This window comes from Methylobacterium frigidaeris, from assembly GCF_022179185.1.
Lineage (GTDB): Bacteria > Pseudomonadota > Alphaproteobacteria > Rhizobiales > Beijerinckiaceae > Methylobacterium > Methylobacterium frigidaeris.
Genome location: NZ_BPQJ01000083.1, coordinates 1 through 14,474, shown reverse-complemented (window position 1 = coordinate 14,474; position 14,474 = coordinate 1). Strand labels below are relative to the sequence as shown.

The 14,474-nt window shown below is 65.8% G+C and carries 10 protein-coding genes and 3 pseudogenes; 4 read left to right on the top strand and 9 right to left on the bottom strand.

The features are described 5' to 3' along the window. Positions 1-374: 374 nt before the first annotated feature. The 9 genes and pseudogenes from MFF64_RS38745 to MFF64_RS35385 form a co-directional block, all read right to left on the bottom strand. Positions 375-557, bottom strand: a pseudogene (locus MFF64_RS38745) (ISL3 family transposase); the annotation flags it as partial. 280 nt (positions 558-837) lie between these two features. Then, on the bottom strand, positions 838-2,640 hold the full coding sequence (locus MFF64_RS35415) for a putative bifunctional diguanylate cyclase/phosphodiesterase (RefSeq protein ID WP_238193725.1): 1,803 nt from the start codon (positions 2,638-2,640) through the stop codon (positions 838-840). Positions 2,641-3,038: 398 nt separating this feature from the next. Beyond that, complete coding sequence (locus MFF64_RS35410; RefSeq protein WP_238193724.1) at positions 3,039-4,736, bottom strand: methyl-accepting chemotaxis protein; 1,698 nt, start codon at positions 4,734-4,736, stop codon at positions 3,039-3,041. A 141-nt stretch (positions 4,737-4,877) separates the two neighbouring features. Beyond that, positions 4,878-5,581: pseudogene (locus tag MFF64_RS35405) on the bottom strand (IS5 family transposase). 84 nt (positions 5,582-5,665) lie between these two features. Next, positions 5,666-7,231 (bottom strand): annotated as a pseudogene (locus MFF64_RS35400) (sensor histidine kinase). 306 nt (positions 7,232-7,537) lie between these two features. Beyond that, complete coding sequence (locus MFF64_RS37965; RefSeq protein WP_273557206.1) at positions 7,538-7,666, bottom strand: hypothetical protein; 129 nt, start codon at positions 7,664-7,666, stop codon at positions 7,538-7,540. Positions 7,667-7,692: 26 nt separating this feature from the next. After that, a complete protein-coding gene (locus MFF64_RS35395; RefSeq protein ID WP_238193723.1) occupies positions 7,693-8,382 on the bottom strand; it encodes a glutathione S-transferase C-terminal domain-containing protein in 690 nt (229 codons plus the stop codon). Between the two features lie 91 nt (positions 8,383-8,473). Then, the gene (locus MFF64_RS35390) at positions 8,474-8,719 is read right to left on the bottom strand and encodes a hypothetical protein (protein WP_238193722.1); all 246 of its coding nucleotides are present in this window, start codon (positions 8,717-8,719) and stop codon (positions 8,474-8,476) included. Positions 8,720-8,779: 60 nt separating this feature from the next. After that, a complete protein-coding gene (locus tag MFF64_RS35385) occupies positions 8,780-10,378 on the bottom strand; it encodes an AMP-binding protein (RefSeq protein ID WP_238193721.1) in 1,599 nt (532 codons plus the stop codon). A gap of 460 nt (positions 10,379-10,838) precedes the next feature. Between MFF64_RS35385 and MFF64_RS35380 the strand changes: the two genes are divergently transcribed. The 4 genes from MFF64_RS35380 to MFF64_RS35365 form a co-directional block, all read left to right on the top strand. Then, positions 10,839-11,159: a GCG_CRPN prefix-to-repeats domain-containing protein gene (locus tag MFF64_RS35380; RefSeq protein WP_238193720.1), complete on the top strand. Its 321-nt coding sequence runs from the start codon at positions 10,839-10,841 to the stop codon at positions 11,157-11,159. 129 nt (positions 11,160-11,288) lie between these two features. After that, complete coding sequence (locus MFF64_RS35375; RefSeq protein ID WP_238193719.1) at positions 11,289-12,458, top strand: alpha/beta fold hydrolase; 1,170 nt, start codon at positions 11,289-11,291, stop codon at positions 12,456-12,458. A gap of 42 nt (positions 12,459-12,500) precedes the next feature. After that, positions 12,501-14,105 carry an FAD-dependent monooxygenase gene (locus tag MFF64_RS35370; RefSeq protein ID WP_238193718.1) on the top strand — a complete coding sequence of 535 codons (1,605 nt, stop codon included), beginning with the start codon at positions 12,501-12,503 and terminating at the stop codon, positions 14,103-14,105. Positions 14,106-14,179: 74 nt separating this feature from the next. Next, positions 14,180-14,474: FAD-dependent monooxygenase (locus tag MFF64_RS35365; protein WP_238193717.1), on the top strand; the 295-nt coding region annotated here is incomplete at its 3' end.

Here is a 14,474-nt window from a genome sequence, read left to right as displayed (position 1 = left end):
TCATCCTCCGTTCGTGAAGGGCCTCACTCTGTCTCACGGGCGCTGACGGCGGACAAGTAGATCCTCATCCCACCGCCGGAGCCGGTGGCTCTGACCGTCGCGCCAACCCGAAATCTCCGTATTCCACCGCCGGCCTCACAGAGGTGGAAGATCCTCTGCAGGTACGGGCGCGCGCATTCCTCGCACCAGCCCCTTGCCCGCCGGAAGCGGATCACATCTTCGGCCAAACTAACGTTCAGAACGGATAGTAGCGCAGCGAAGCCAGGCCGATGACGGCGCTGGTGGAGGGCTGGACCCCGAGGGCGCCACGGAAGGCATCACGCTCGACATATGGGATTGCCCTGGATTGGTGGTTCTTGCTCACTTTGCGTGGATCAGGCGGCCAGAACCATGCGGCGCTTCAGGAGATCGAGGCCTGCCCGTCCGTAGCATTGGCGCTTGATGAGCTTGAGTCGGTTGATCTGGCCTTCGGCCTGGCCGCTGCTCCAGGGCTCCGTCAGGGCAGACCGGACGGCCGCGATGTCCGCGTCCAGTCCCGAGGCGAACGTCGCGATGGCAGGAGCACCACATGTCCGAGCCTGCCTGATCCAGGTATCGATGTCAGCAGCGGCGTCCTGATCATCGGCGAGGGTCTTGCTCTTCCCGGCGGCGCGCACGAGTGCGGTAAAGCGGCGGGCCAGACCCGTGACGATCCGCGCGGTGTCGTCCGGCTCGACGCGGCTTTGTGCCTGAAAAACAAATGGTGCGCCTGCGCGGTCGGTGCGCGCCTTTTAAACCGCCGCCGCAGCAAGGCGACCTGCAGGGCAGACCACGACAAGCACCCGTGATCCTGACACATCATAGCTCAGCGTTGATTTTAGCCTCGCGCTCGGCGGACTGCTTATGCTCCTGCAGCCAGACCTCAAACTGATCAACTTCTAAGGGACGTGCGTAGAAGTAGCCCTGCACCTCATCGCAGCTCATCGCTACTAGGCGGTCAGCCGTCTCGACGTTCTCCACTCCCTCCGCGACCACACGATAACCAAGGTCATGCGAAAGGCTGATCATCGACCGGACGAGCGACTTTTCTCTCTCGCCATCCCCGAGTTTACGCACAAAGCTCTGGTCAATCTTCACAATGTGGGCCGGCATGTCCTGGAGATAGGCAAGACTGCTGTAGCCGGTGCCAAAATCGTCAATGGCCAACCGGATGCCGGCGGCAGCGAGCGCATCCAGCTGACGCCGCGCCTGGTCGGCATCCTGCATGACCGCGCTCTCGGTCACCTCCAGCTCCAGTCGCTCCGGCGCGAGGCCGTGGCGCCGGAGGGCAGACTCGACCGAACTGCCGAAGCCCGGCTCGTGCAGGTTGGCGGCCGAGACGTTGACCGACATCACCAGTCTGTGCTCGGCCTCCTGCCAGCGGCGCGCCTGCGCGATCGCCAGGTCCAGAACGAAGGCCGTCATGGTCTGCGCATGGGGCGAGTGCTCGATGACCGGGACAAACTCGCCGGGGGAGACTGGCCCCAGGTCCGGATGGTTCCAGCGCAGCAGCGCCTCCGCGCCGATGCATCTCCCCGTGGGCAGGTCGATGCGCGGCTGGAACACGAGCCGCAACTGGTTGTCGGCGCGGAGCGCCGGGCCGAAATCTTGGAGTAGCCGATACCGCCGCTGATAGGCTTCGTCAGCGGAGGACGAGTAGACGCTGACGAGATCGGGCGATGAACGCGCGTCCTGAACCGCGCTGTAGAGGGCGCGCAGCACGTCCTGCGGTGCCGTCGCACAGGGCTTGAACACGCTCACGCCGATGGCGCTCGTCAGGAGCATGCCAGTCATGGAGCGCTGCCGCGCCTGCCGGTGCCCCTCCGCGAGGAGGCGGACGTAGTTGTCCTGAGTGACGCCCGGGGCGGCCAGAAAGGCGAACTGCGTGGCCGCCGTGTGATAGAGTTTGCGCTCCGGTCCGAGGAGCCGCCGCAACTCTCGGGCTGCCTCCCGCACCATATCGTCGATGCGGCCCGGCCCCATGACACGGGCGTAGGCGCCGACCTGCTCGGGGCGGGCTAGATCGACGAGCACGGCGATCCGGGCCTCGTCAGGATGCTCGGCGGCGAGGTCAGCAAGGTCGTCCAGGAATTGGTTTCGGCTGGGCAGACCACTCAGCGGATCGACCCGGCCAAAGGCGTGCTGCAGCTCGATCTGTGCCATCACCATGGCGGCCAAGTCCCGCAAGGCGGCCACCTCGGATGCAGCGACCGCACGGGGTTCAGTTCCCAAGACGCAGAGGGCCCCGAGGCCGTAACCCTCGCGCGTGATCAACGGCGCGCCAGCGTAGAAGCGGATGCCGGAGCGGCCCAGCAAGCTGTCGGCGTAGCAGGCATCCTGCGCGAAATCGGAGATCACCAGAACGTCGGCGCTCTCGGCCACCTGCGCGCATGGCGCCTTGTCGCGCGGGATGGAGCGGTGGTCGACGCCGACACGGGACTTGAACCATTGCCGATCCCGATCCGTCAGCGACACCGCGGAGATTGGCAGGTTGAAGATCTGGCTAGCCATCCGCGTGATGCGATCGAAGCTCTCGCTCGGTGGTGTGTCGAGGAGGTTGAGTTCTTGAAGTGCGCCTAAGCGCGCCTCCTCAAGACGCTCGTAGCGCAGAGGTTCGGACATCAAGGGACAGCAAGCCTCCGTGCGGCCTAGCGGTGAGCGGCTTTCCCGCCTGCTTCGAGCCTCGGCTCGCTCTGGCCAACTTAAGCCGACCAGACTTTGCTAAATTCTGCTCTAGGTGAAAATTTCAAAGCGAAAGGTTAAGGCTGAGCTAGCGCTGCAACAATGCGGCTTATGGGGCAGACCACGGCAGGCATGGTCTGAGGGGCCGCTTTCGACCAATTTCGCTGAAAAACTCGGAGGTGACGCCTGCGGCCGCCCACTCGGAGCGGATCTCTCGGAGATATGGACGTCCCGGAGCCTTAATGGATCTTCTCCCTAAATGACATATAGAATAGCCCTGCATACCTAACGCGGGGCTCGACCTCAACGATGTTGAGAATGCAATGATCTCAAAATGCTTATGCCGCTCGAACGTTAGATAGGAAGCGGCTGACCTCAGCCGATAGGTGTTCGGATTGGCGCGAAACCTCAGATGCGGCACCAAGTACCTGCGATGCTGCCGCTCCTGTCTCCTCAGCTGCGCCGGCTACACCCGCGATGTTGCTCGTCACCTCCTCAGTGCCCATCGCAGCCTGCGCCACGTTGCGAACGATCTCCTGTGTAGCCGCGCCCTGCTCCTCGACCGCTGCGGCAATAGCAGTGGCCACGCCGCTGATCTCTTGGATGCGCGCCGTGATCGAGCTGATGGCCGACACGGCCTGACCCGTGGAGCCTTGGATCCGGGTAATCTGGCCGGAGATGTCCTCGGTTGCCCGTGCCGTCTGGCTGGCCAGTTCCTTCACTTCGGCGGCAACGACCGCAAAGCCACGGCCTGCTTCGCCAGCGCGCGCCGCCTCGATCGTGGCGTTGAGGGCCAGCAGGTTGGTCTGACCGGCAATGGTCGAGATCATTGTCACCACATCGCCGATCTTGGTCACCGCACCGCTGAGATCCTGCACGAGGCTGGCCGTTTGGGCTGCCTCGATCACCGCTGCCTGGGCGAGCTGAGCCGAGCCGTTTACCTGTCGACCGATCTCCTGCACGGACGAACCGAGCTCCTCAGCGGCAGCCGCGACCGTGTTGACGTTGGAAGCCGCCTGCTCGGCAGCTGCCGCGACCGTCGTAGACTGGCTGGCGGTTTCCGTAGCTGTGGCTGTCATCGTCTGCGCAGTCGCCTGCAGTTCGGTAGACGAGGAGGAGACCATGCCGATGATGCCGCCAACCGCAGCCTCAAAGCGGTGAGCAAGCTCGACCATCGTGCGGCGGCGCTCTGTGGCGGCAGCTTGGTCCGCGATCTGCTTCTGCTCGGCCTCTTCGGCCGCTTTCTTGGCGACCATGACCTTGATGCTTTGCACTGCTCGCGCAACAGAGCCGACTTCGTCGCCGCGGTCCACTCCGGCAATCTCGGCATCGACCTCACCCTGGGCCATGCGCTGCAGCACACTCACCAAACGGGCGAGCGGTCTCGTGATCACGAACACCACTATGCCACCCGCCAGCAGGATTGAAGCGAGAAATCCGAGACTTGCGCTCACAACGAGCATCATTGTTGCCCATTCGGCGTTGAGGGCAGCTGCCTTTTTGGCCGCCGCGAGTTCCGCGGTAAGTATGTCAATACGGTTCTTGATCTGGTCGCGAAGCTTGGCGCGAACGGGGACAGCCTCTTCCTGAGCGATTGCGACAGCTTCAGCAATCTCTGACCTAAAGCCATGCTCGGCGGTGCGAGCAAGAATGCCATAGTAGGTGTCCATGGCTTTTCGCAGGCCGTCGTTGGCAGCGCGGCGTTCAGCGTTTTCGGCAAGTGCGCTGAGCTTATTGAGCGCCTCGTAGCTCGCTTTGATCGCAGCATCCTGTCGCTCCTTGTGCGTTGACAGCCTCTCACGCCGCTTCTCAAGGAGCAGATTTCGGTTCTGGATGACCGCCTCTGAAAGGCTGAGCTGAATGTTCATTATGTCAGCTAGCCGATCCACTTCGACATCGATGATATGCTGCGTCTGTTCCGCTAAGTTGCCGAGTTCTTCTCTGGCAAAACTCACAAGTCCAACAGAGATGATCACTGTGAATGAAAGCGGGATGGCCATTTTGGCCAAGAAGCTGAGGTTGTTCAGGGGTTTCATTGGATTTTGTGCTCAACAAATAGGCAGATGCTCGAATACAATCTGCAGAATACCTCCTAATTATGTCCTAAGGATGCAGTTCTATCTTCATATTTGCTGGCTATTACAATCTCAGGTGATAAGTCTAGGGTTGAGACACAATCAGCACCAGAGCGCGATGACGGCGGCAAGCGCGAGAGCTGAGGCGAAGTTGCGGGCGAGCTTGTCGTAGCGAGCAGCGATGCGGCGGAAGTCCTTGAGGCGGCAGAACACCGCCTCGACCCGCCAGCGGTCGCGATAGCGCCGCTTGTCCAGCCGGATCTTGCGCTTGCGGGCGCGGGTGCCGGGAATGACCACGCTGATGCCCTGCTGGCGCAGGTCCTGGCGCAGCCAGTCGGCATCGTAGCCCTTGTCGGCGATCAACCGGCGCACGCGGCCCGGTGCCTTGGCCAGGACGGCAGGCGCAGTCTTGACGTCGCTGGCGTTGCCAGGGGTGATGTGGATGACGCCCGGGCGGCCAATCACGTCGGTGAGAACGTGGACCTTGGTGGTCGGACCCGCCCGCGAAGGGCCGATCGCCTGCTCGCGGGCCCCCCTTTTCCGCCGTGGGCGGCGCGCTGGGCTTTGACGTAGGTGGCGTCGAGAGCAGCGGCGTCGCTGGACCATCCGGCCTTGGCGAGGGCTTCCAGCATGCCGGTCCAGAAGCGGCGGCGCGACCACCTGTTGAAGCGGTTGTAGATGGTCGTGGGCGGACCATACTCGCTCGGGCAGTCCTTCCAGCGGCAGCCGGACCTGATGACGTGCAGGATGCCCGAGATGACGATGCGATCGTCCTTGCGATGAGCGCCGGGCTGGTTTTTGGGCATGAACGGCGCGATCGCTTGCCATTGCTCGTCAGACAGCCAGAACAGCTCTGCCATGGCCTCCTCCATCGGGGAGACGCATTCGAATCACATTTCGCTCATCATCACAACACCTTGAACGGGTTTAGACCCTAATCCGTTCGCATTGGGTTCGACCAGTGGTGCGGACGAGACAACCACCGACCCGAGGTTCACCCGCTTGTTCGCCTGCGGTTCGGGGGCTTCGCTCACCTCGACTTCATCCACTGTGAGAGGCAAGTCGATCGTGAAGCACGTGCCTACGCCCCCGTTGCTCGACAGCGCGATCTGACCCTGCAGGGTCGAGGCAACAAGGTTGAAGACGATGTGCAGACCAAGGCCCGTACTGCCTTTGTCGCGCCGCGTGGTGAAGAAGGGGTCGAACACCTTGCTCAGGTGCTCCGGCGGGATGCCGATGCCGTCGTCGGCGATGATGATGCGCAGTCGATCCTCGCCCGAACGATACGCCGCGACGTCGAGTACGCCCGATCGGCCGTCGGGATAACCATGCACGATAGCGTTGAGCGCCAGATTGCTTATCACCTGCGCCAGTGCGCCGGGATGGGAGTCGAGTATGATCCCGTCCTCACAGCGGATCCGCATCGTGTGGCCCTTGCGCCGCACGAGCGGCCCGAGCGTGCTCATCAGCTCCTCAAGCCAGCCGTGCAGCTCGAAGGTGCGCCGCTCCGCACTGGCTTGGTCGACTGCGACCTGCTTGAAGCTGTTCACGAGGTCGGCTGCCCGCGTGAGATTGGAGAACAGCAGCCGCATCCCCTCGCTCAGCCGCGCGAAGCCGTGCGTGAGATCCGACCGGCGCAGTTGGCCTGATTCAACGGCGCGCTGGAGATGCCTCAGATCGCCCTCGGCGGCGGTCGACGTGGTCAGCGCCAAGCCGATCGGCGTGTTGATCTCGTGAGCCACTCCCGCCACGAGCCGACTCAGTGCCGCCAGCTTCTCGGCTTGCACGAGATGGGCCTGGGCCTCGCGCAACTCGGACAGGGCCGTTTCCGATCGCTCCTTCTCCCGCCGAAGCGCCTCCTCCGTCTGGAATTGACGCCGAGCTCGCACCTCTCGCGCGCCGACAGCGTAGAGCTAGAGCGCGTATGCCATGCCAATCTCGAAGTTGTTCACGAAGCGCATGCCCGCCCGCTCATGCACCGCGAACGACTCGCATACGGCGAAGCAGAGCCAGGTCAGGCCGCAGAACGCCGCGAGCGAGGACAAGCGCAGCGGCAACAGCGTCGAGACGAACAGGATGACGACGATCATGCCCGCGGCGGCATGGTCGAAGCCGGGCCCCAGCCGCAGGTAGATCAAGCTGAGCACGCAACCGGGCACGACGCAGTAGCTGAGGTAGATCTGCTCGGCCCAGCGCCGCGCGGCAGGCCAGCGCAGCGCCGCGGTTGCAGGCAGGAGTACGGCGAGCGCGACGGCGAGGCGAAGGAACAGGGTCTCAGTCCAGTGCGCCGGGTCGAGGATCCAGTCCCAGACGGCGAAGGCGCAGTAGACGCAGGCGCCGAGGATCATCGCGGCCTGCGTGCGGGGTAGGTCGTCGAGGGTGAAGCGCGTCACGAAAGCACGCTCGTCGACGGGATCTTCGAACCGCAGGCCGAGCCTGCTCAGGAGTTTGCGCATTAGGAGGAAGGAGAGCGGTGGGGCGTCCATCCTACGCGCTGCAGCTTCGGGATGCACGCCGTTCGAACATCCGCCCTGCGCCACGTGCGGACCTTCGCCCTTGGGCAGCGGCAGGTCCGCTATAGATACGCGAGCAGACTTGGATGTGAGAGCGTGGCCTCAGAGCGCTCAGGCGCAGGGGCGGCCGCAGGTCCGGCAGAAAGCCTCTTGGCCCGGAGGAAGCCGCTCGATAGTTCCGCTTGGCCCGCTCCCAGTCGGTGTTGTGCGGGTGGGCCGCCGATCCACTTCGCGGACACGCATCCGCCTTCACCGTACGACCAGGTCGTGTCGCCCAACCAGGGCGCCGCACATCGCCGCGATGGCGTACGATGTGACGAGCCGCAGGCTTTTGACGAGGCGATGCGAGCCGGGGTCGATCTGTTCGAGGCTCTTCACCGAACGCCGTGCTCCCGCACATAGCCTCAGCCAATCAGGTCGTGGATCGCCTTGCAGTGATCGACCAAATTGGCATGAGATGAGACGAATGCCTTTAGAGGCGTCTCGATGCCGTAGAAGTATATGTTCGCTATAAAGCCATAGATGGCAGCGTCGAAGCTCGACGGTCTCGGTCCGAACAGGAAGCCGCTGGCTGGGACGAGGTTTGCTAGAACCTGTAGGTCGGCGGTGCCCCGGGCATAGGCCTCCTCCGGCGCGTAACGACCGATCCCTTGATAGTAGTAGCGCTGCGCGTTGAACTCTCGCGCCTTCCGGAGTTGCTCGTCCGACAGCTCGGGATGCTCGCGGCGCAGAGCATCCCGGAACGCCGGCCAGAACCGTTCGTCCTTCCAGCGTGAGTAGGACATCACCCAGTAGAGGTCGTCCAGCATACGGGTGACGAGGTGACCCATGTCCCGGTGGCCCGGCTTGAGCCCGGCGTCGATGGTCAAGCTATAACAGTGAGTGAGGTAGGAGATGATGAGGTCGCTGTCGCCCACCGTGTTCCCGCCATCGACGATGTAGGGAAGCTGCGCACGTGGAGCGGCCGAAGCGTCAACGATATGTTCGTGCCTGAAGGGCAGCCCCGCGAGTTTGAGAAAGGCAAATACCTTCAGGCCGTAGCCGTTGTTGTCGGCCACACCGAACAGGGCTGGATAGGAGTAGAGAGTAAGCATCGCCTCCTCCTGCGACGTCGCTGTGATGCGCTGCGCGCCACTCGTGCACACAGGCTGCGGAGAGCGGCCTTCGTGTCGGAATGCCGGCGCTTTAGAATCGCTGCTCCTGACGGCCTGGGTTAGGGCCGCGCCCGTGGTAGGCCGCCATGCAGCTATGCCAGATCTGCGAGCCGAGGTCCCAGAGGCTCAGGCGGTTTGGGTTCGGCGCGGTGAAGACCTCCGACCGGGCCTGCGCACGGCAGGCCGCGTCCTCGGGCCCCTGAACCGGCGGCTCGTCCGCGAGCCCGGAGCCGGTCGAGACGACGATGATCGCGATGGCGAGCAGTGCCTTGCGCATGACTCGTTGATCTTGCTTTCAGTTGGTTGCTGTTGACGACCGGCATTCCGGTCTGCCGCTCTACGAAGGGGCTGGGCCCCGGCTCCCTAGGGTCAGGCGGTCCTTCCTTCCGAGGCTGCGGATCGCCTCGCGGTCGGGCTTGCCCTGTTCCGTGCGGGGCACCCGAGGGACAGGTGCGACGCACAGCCGGGTTCCGGCCTCCAGCCCGAATGCTGGGACGACGGCTTGACGGCAGTCGTCCGCGTCGATGGCGGTGCCTGGCCATGCCTCCGCGGCTGCGATCCAAGTACCGGCATCCTCGTCGCACACGACGACGGCATACCGCACGGAGGCCTCTTGGTAGAGGATGTCCTCGATCATGGTCGGGGTGAGGATGCGGCCATCGACGACGACCGCGTCCGAGACGCGTCCGAGGATGTGCAGGCGCCCGGCCGAGTCGATTCGGCCGAGGTCACCGGACCGGTACCAGCCCTCGCGGAAGGCCGCGGCCTCCAAGTCCGGTCGGTTGAGGTAGCCGCCGGCCATGGCAGCCGAGCGCACCTCGATCGAGCCGCCCTCTTCTGGGTCCGCAAAGCTGCCGTCCTCCCGCCGGAACCTGACCTCGACACCGGGAAGGATGTGTCCCGCCGAACTGTCGCTCTCCGCGCCGGACGCGATGTGCCCGGCTGGCGGTAGGACGCTGACAAGACCCATTTCGCTGGCCCCGTAGGTGTGGGCGACGATTGGTCCAAGGCGCGCGCGAGCCCGGCGGCGCAGAGTCGGCGGCGCCGAGGCACCGATATGGGTCAGGCTGCGAAGCGAGGAGAGATCCCGGCGGGCGACGTCCGGATGATCCATCAACTCGAAGAGCTGCGGCTCGATCAGAAACAGATCGGTGGCGCGCTCGCGCTCGACGGCATCGAGAGTATCGGCCGGGTCAAACCCGCTCCGCAGCACGACCGAGCCCCCGCCGAGCAGCGTAATGTCGATCAGCACCTGGGACAGGTACGCAAGGCGGCCGTTGACGAGTTGGCGCCGGTCCGTGGGACTCGGAATGTCGACCATGGCGGTATAGGCTGCGAATGTCCGCCAACTTCCCTTGGGCACGCCCGTGCTGCCGCCGGAGGAGACCACGACACCAATATCGTTGAGCCTGGCCGTGCAGGCGACAGGCTCCGCGACCCGTCCGGCGGCCAGTTCGTCCAGCCGCAGCGCTCCGGTGGGGATTCCCTCACCGACCGTGGCGATCTTCACCCGCGCGCCAGCTGGGATGAGCCCCGCAGTTTCAGGGAAGACGACGAGCAGGTCCGGCGCGGTGTGGAGCAGGAGCTCGGCCCGCGCACCAGCGGATGCCGGCACGGACAGGTAGGTCGTCGCGGCCCCGATGATGTTTGCGGCGTAGCGGACCGCAAGGGCGGCCGGGTGGTTCGGGGCCAGCAGGGCGACAAGCGAGCCGCGTCCGATGCCCAGCGCAGCAAGGGCACGGGCGTAGCGGTAGATTGAGGCCAGCAATTCACCGTCCGTGACGGTCGTATCGTTGTGCCGCAAGACCGCGGCGCAGGCCGCCCGGCTGAGGCGGCCGACCAGCTTCGCGACATAGACGGCCTCCTGTGCCGGACGTGGTGCCGAAACGTCTTGAAACGGCACGGCCGGAACGGACGATTTCGGCTCGGGGCTCATGACCACCTCACCCAGCCGCACTGGACCCCGTCGATGCGCGTCGGCGGTGGTCCCGTGTCGTCGACCCGTGCGGCCTCACTCTGGCAGGCCGCGACTGAGATCGCGGTCGGCATGTGTTTCGGGCCTGCGGCGAAAACCCAGCGGCACAGACCCTTGGCGAAGACCGATAGGCATAGTCCAGCGCGCAAGCTCACGGCCCGAACCGATCCGCACGACACAAAGCGCAAAGGCACTGTCCGCGACAAGGACCCAGGCGGCAAATGAAGGCGCCAGGGGCTCGGCGCTGGCTGAGAGAGGGTACTCACTTCGAGTGCAGAAGGGCGCGTATCGGCCCGAGCTGTTTCGAATTGCTCCAAACCGAGTCGGGTTTCGCAAACATCCTGCGGACCGCAAGCTTGGCGATGGTTGCAAAGACTAGCGAGTCGATGCTTCATCTCCAAGGCGTTTCTCAGGAGGCGGCATGAAGCTCGCATTCGTGGCCCTGTCGATGGGCCTTGGCGTATCCGCACTGCTCCCCGCACCCGCTCTGGCGCTGCCGATCATGCCGGATCCCGGGCTTGCCTCGCCGGTCGAACTCGTCGCCGGAGGTTGCGGCCCCGGTCGTTGGCGGGGGCCCTGGGGCCATTGCCGGAGCACACCCTATGTCGGGCCGTTGCCGGGCGGCTGGTACCAGACGCGAGGCGGAAGGGGTGGTTGCCCGCCGGGCTACTGGCGCGGGCCCTGGGGCCACTGCCGCAACACGCCCTACCACGGTCGCCTGCCGGGCGGCGGGTGGAAGTAGCGGCGGCACGAACAGCCTGAGCCCGAGGCTAGGCTAAACTCCGCCCATCCGACCTCATCACGACTGGAGGACGACGTGTTCGAAGTGTCGAAGCGGGTGCGTGCCTGGTTGGGCACAGAATGGCCTGTGATGCCGCGGATCGGCGCGTTCCGGCTCCTCGGAGCGCTCCTGCTGGCAGCAGGCTTGTACGGACCGGCACCGACTGCCGAGGCGCGTCCGGCGCCCGGGACCAGATCTACTCCGGGCACCCTCCTCGACTACCAACCCCTTCCGAACGCGCCCGACGGCGCTACGGCCTACCGGGTGCTCTACCGCTCGACTGGCCTGCGCGGCGAGCCGATCGCCGTCTCGGGCGCCATCATCGTGCCGGCCGGGCCAGTGCCACCCGGAGGCCGGCCTATCGTGGCCTGGGCGCACCCGACCACCGGCGTCGTCGACAAGTGCGCGCCCTCGCTCGCACGCGTGCTCTACCGCTCGATCCAGGGCCTGAACGAGATGCTTGCGCGCGGCTACATCGTGGCCGCCACGGACTATCCCGGCCTCGGTACGCCCGGCGTGCACCCCTACCTCGTCGGCATCAGCGAGGGGCGCGCCGTGCTCGACTCGGTGCGGGCCGCTCAACAGCTCGCCGGACCTGGGGGCGCCACGAACGCCTTCGCCGTCTGGGGTCACTCGCAGGGCGGTCACGCCGCGCTCTTCACCGGCATCCTCGCCCGGAGCTACGCGCCGAACCTGATCCTTGTCGGTGTTGCAGCCGCGGCACCCGCTACCGAGCTCGCCACCCTGATGATGGCCGATCTCGACACCTCGGGCGGCAAGAACCTCACCGCCATGACTCTGTGGTCATGGTCACAGGTGTACGGCGCGCCCATGACGAAGGTGGTTACGCCGGAAGCGCTGCCTGTGATCAAGGAGCTCGCCAACGACTGCATTGAGACGATCTTCGACGTGCTAGAGCGGCGCGGCCCGTCGAAAGCGCTCGATCGCAGCTTCCTCTCGGTCGACGACCTTGCCGACCGCGAACCCTGGCGCTCGCTGCTCGCCCGCAACACGCCTGGCACGCTGCCGCCGCGCATCCCGATCTTCCTGGCGCAAGGGGCCGCCGACACCCTGGTGCTGCCGCGGGTGACGCAGGACTACCGAGCGCGCCTGTGCCGGGCCGGCAGCCACGTCGAGTTCGACCTCGTGCCGGGCGTCGGGCATCTCTCGATTGCCAAGGATGCGGCACCCGCCGCCCTCGACTGGATCGGCGACCGTTTCGCCGGCGAGCCGGCGCCGAGCAATTGCGGAGCGCAGTGACCCCAGGGCTCATGCCGGGCCTCATAGCGTGAGGAGGAGCCGATGGCGGAGGTCCTCGTGGTCGGAGCCGGTCCGGTGGGGCTGACGCTCGCCTGCGAACTGGCCCGGCACGGCGTGCGCCCCCGGATCATCGACCACGCGCCACAGCCTTCGGCCTACTGCCGCGCCATCGGCGTCACGCCGCGGACGCTGGAGGTCTGGGACGACATGGGCATTGGCCGTGAGATGATCGATGCCGGCCTCTGGCTGACAGGCCTGCGCTCCATCATCAACGGTCAGCGGATGGATGATGCCACCCAGCCCGACATGGGGCTGCCCTACGCCTCGCTCGGCCTGCCACAATACGAGACCGAGCGCATCCTCACCCGGCACCTCACCCGCTTCGGCATCGTGATCGAGCGAGGTGCGGCCCTGACCGCGCTGAGCCAGGACACCGAGGGCGTCAGCGCGCGCGTCGAGCGCGCGGGTGAACCCGCCGAGGACGTTCGCCCGCGCTATGTGGTCGGCTGCGACGGCGCGCACAGCGCGGTCCGGCGGCTGCTCGGGATCAGCTTCGAGGGCGCGGCCTATCCCTGGCCGTTCATGCTCGGCGACGTCCGGATCAATTGGGACGTGTCCTACGGTATGTCCGTACGTGCCCTTCGGCTGGTGGAGGGTGGCCCACCCGACATGTTCATCGCCATCCCGCAGCCGGAGCCCGGCCGCTACCGGGTCTCGATGCTCGCCGCCCCTCACCTCGTTCCGGCCAGCGGGACGGATCACGGCATCCAAGCCGAGCTCACCAGGCCCTCACTGGCCGACCTGCAGGCGGTGGCCGACGAGCTCCTGCCCGATCATGCACCGCTGTCCGACCTGCGCTGGTCCTCCGTCTACCGCATCGCCATGCGCCTGGCCGCCGCCTATCGCCAGGGCCGGTGCTTCATCGCGGGCGATGCCGCCCACATCCATCCGCCCACCGGTGGGCAGGGCATGAACACCGGTATCCAGGACGCCTACAATCTGGCCTGGAAGCTGGCTCTGGTCCTGAAGGGCGCGAGCCCCGGCGAGCTCCTCGACAGCTACGAGGGGGAGCGCCGCTCAGTCGGGGCGGACGTGATCGCGCGGACTCGCAAGGCGAGCGAGGGATACGGCCGCGAGCAGGGCGGTGCACCCGATCGGGCTGCCGACGCGCAGGTCTCGATCTCCTACCGAAGAACGGACTGGGTCAAGGACGAGGCTGGCGAGCCGGACGGCGTCGGACCCGCGGCCGGCGACCGTGCGCCGGACGTGATCGGTCTGGTGCGGCAGGGGCTTGGCTTCCCGGTGCGCCTCTTCGACGTTCTGCGCGGCACGGAGCACGTACTGGTGGTCCACCTGAACGGAGCTTGCGAGGGCGCAACGGTGCAGGACCTCTTCGACTGGATGCAGCATCAGGCCTACCTACTGCGGGCCCACCTGCGCGTCGTCGTGATCGCGCGCGATGTGGCGGGTCACGCGCTTCTGGGTGCCGAGCTTCTCGAAGACCGTGGGAGAGCGTTCGCCGCGGCATACGGAGATCGGGCGATGAGCTACCTTGTCCGGCCCGACGGTCATCTCGGCTGGCGCGGTCGCTCCTGGCGGGACGCCGGCCTCCAGGAGCATCTCCGGAGGGTGTTCCCGGCCGCGTGAGCCAGCCTTGTGCGAGAATCCGTCGCGTGGCGATCGTGCGGCAGTAGCGATTGTGCGGCATGAGAGGAGCCCAGATGACGGACGTATTCATCGTCGGCGCCGGGCCCGTGGGTCTGACCATGGCAGCTGAGCTCGCCCGCTACGGCGTCGGCGTGCGCCTGATCGACCACGCTCCATCCGCGGTGCGGTTTCAGTTCCGGTCGCCTCGTGCGGGCGCCGCCTGGAGGATGTTTCGAGGGCACACGCAGAGAGGGAAATGGTGGTTGGCCCGGCAGGACGCGAACCTGGTAACTCAGGGGAACCAATTCGTCCGTCGGCCTAGGACGAGCGATTCGGTCCTCGCCGGGCTCCGTGCCGGCCTCAGGCCGG

Bases quoted from the DNA above. Each gene is read 5' to 3' on its own strand.
- MFF64_RS35375 (WP_238193719.1), top strand. From the start codon at position 11,289: ATGCCGCGGATCGGCGCGTTCCGGCTCCTCGGAGCGCTCCTGCTGGCA.
- MFF64_RS35415 (WP_238193725.1), bottom strand. From the start codon at position 2,640: ATGTCCGAACCTCTGCGCTACGAGCGTCTTGAGGAGGCGCGCTTAGGC.
- MFF64_RS35395 (WP_238193723.1), bottom strand. From the start codon at position 8,382: ATGCTTACTCTCTACTCCTATCCAGCCCTGTTCGGTGTGGCCGACAAC.
- MFF64_RS35385 (WP_238193721.1), bottom strand. From the start codon at position 10,378: ATGAGCCCCGAGCCGAAATCGTCCGTTCCGGCCGTGCCGTTTCAAGAC.
- MFF64_RS35390 (WP_238193722.1), bottom strand. From the start codon at position 8,719: ATGCGCAAGGCACTGCTCGCCATCGCGATCATCGTCGTCTCGACCGGC.
- MFF64_RS35370 (WP_238193718.1), top strand. From the start codon at position 12,501: ATGGCGGAGGTCCTCGTGGTCGGAGCCGGTCCGGTGGGGCTGACGCTC.
- MFF64_RS35410 (WP_238193724.1), bottom strand. From the start codon at position 4,736: ATGAAACCCCTGAACAACCTCAGCTTCTTGGCCAAAATGGCCATCCCG.
- MFF64_RS35380 (WP_238193720.1), top strand. From the start codon at position 10,839: ATGAAGCTCGCATTCGTGGCCCTGTCGATGGGCCTTGGCGTATCCGCA.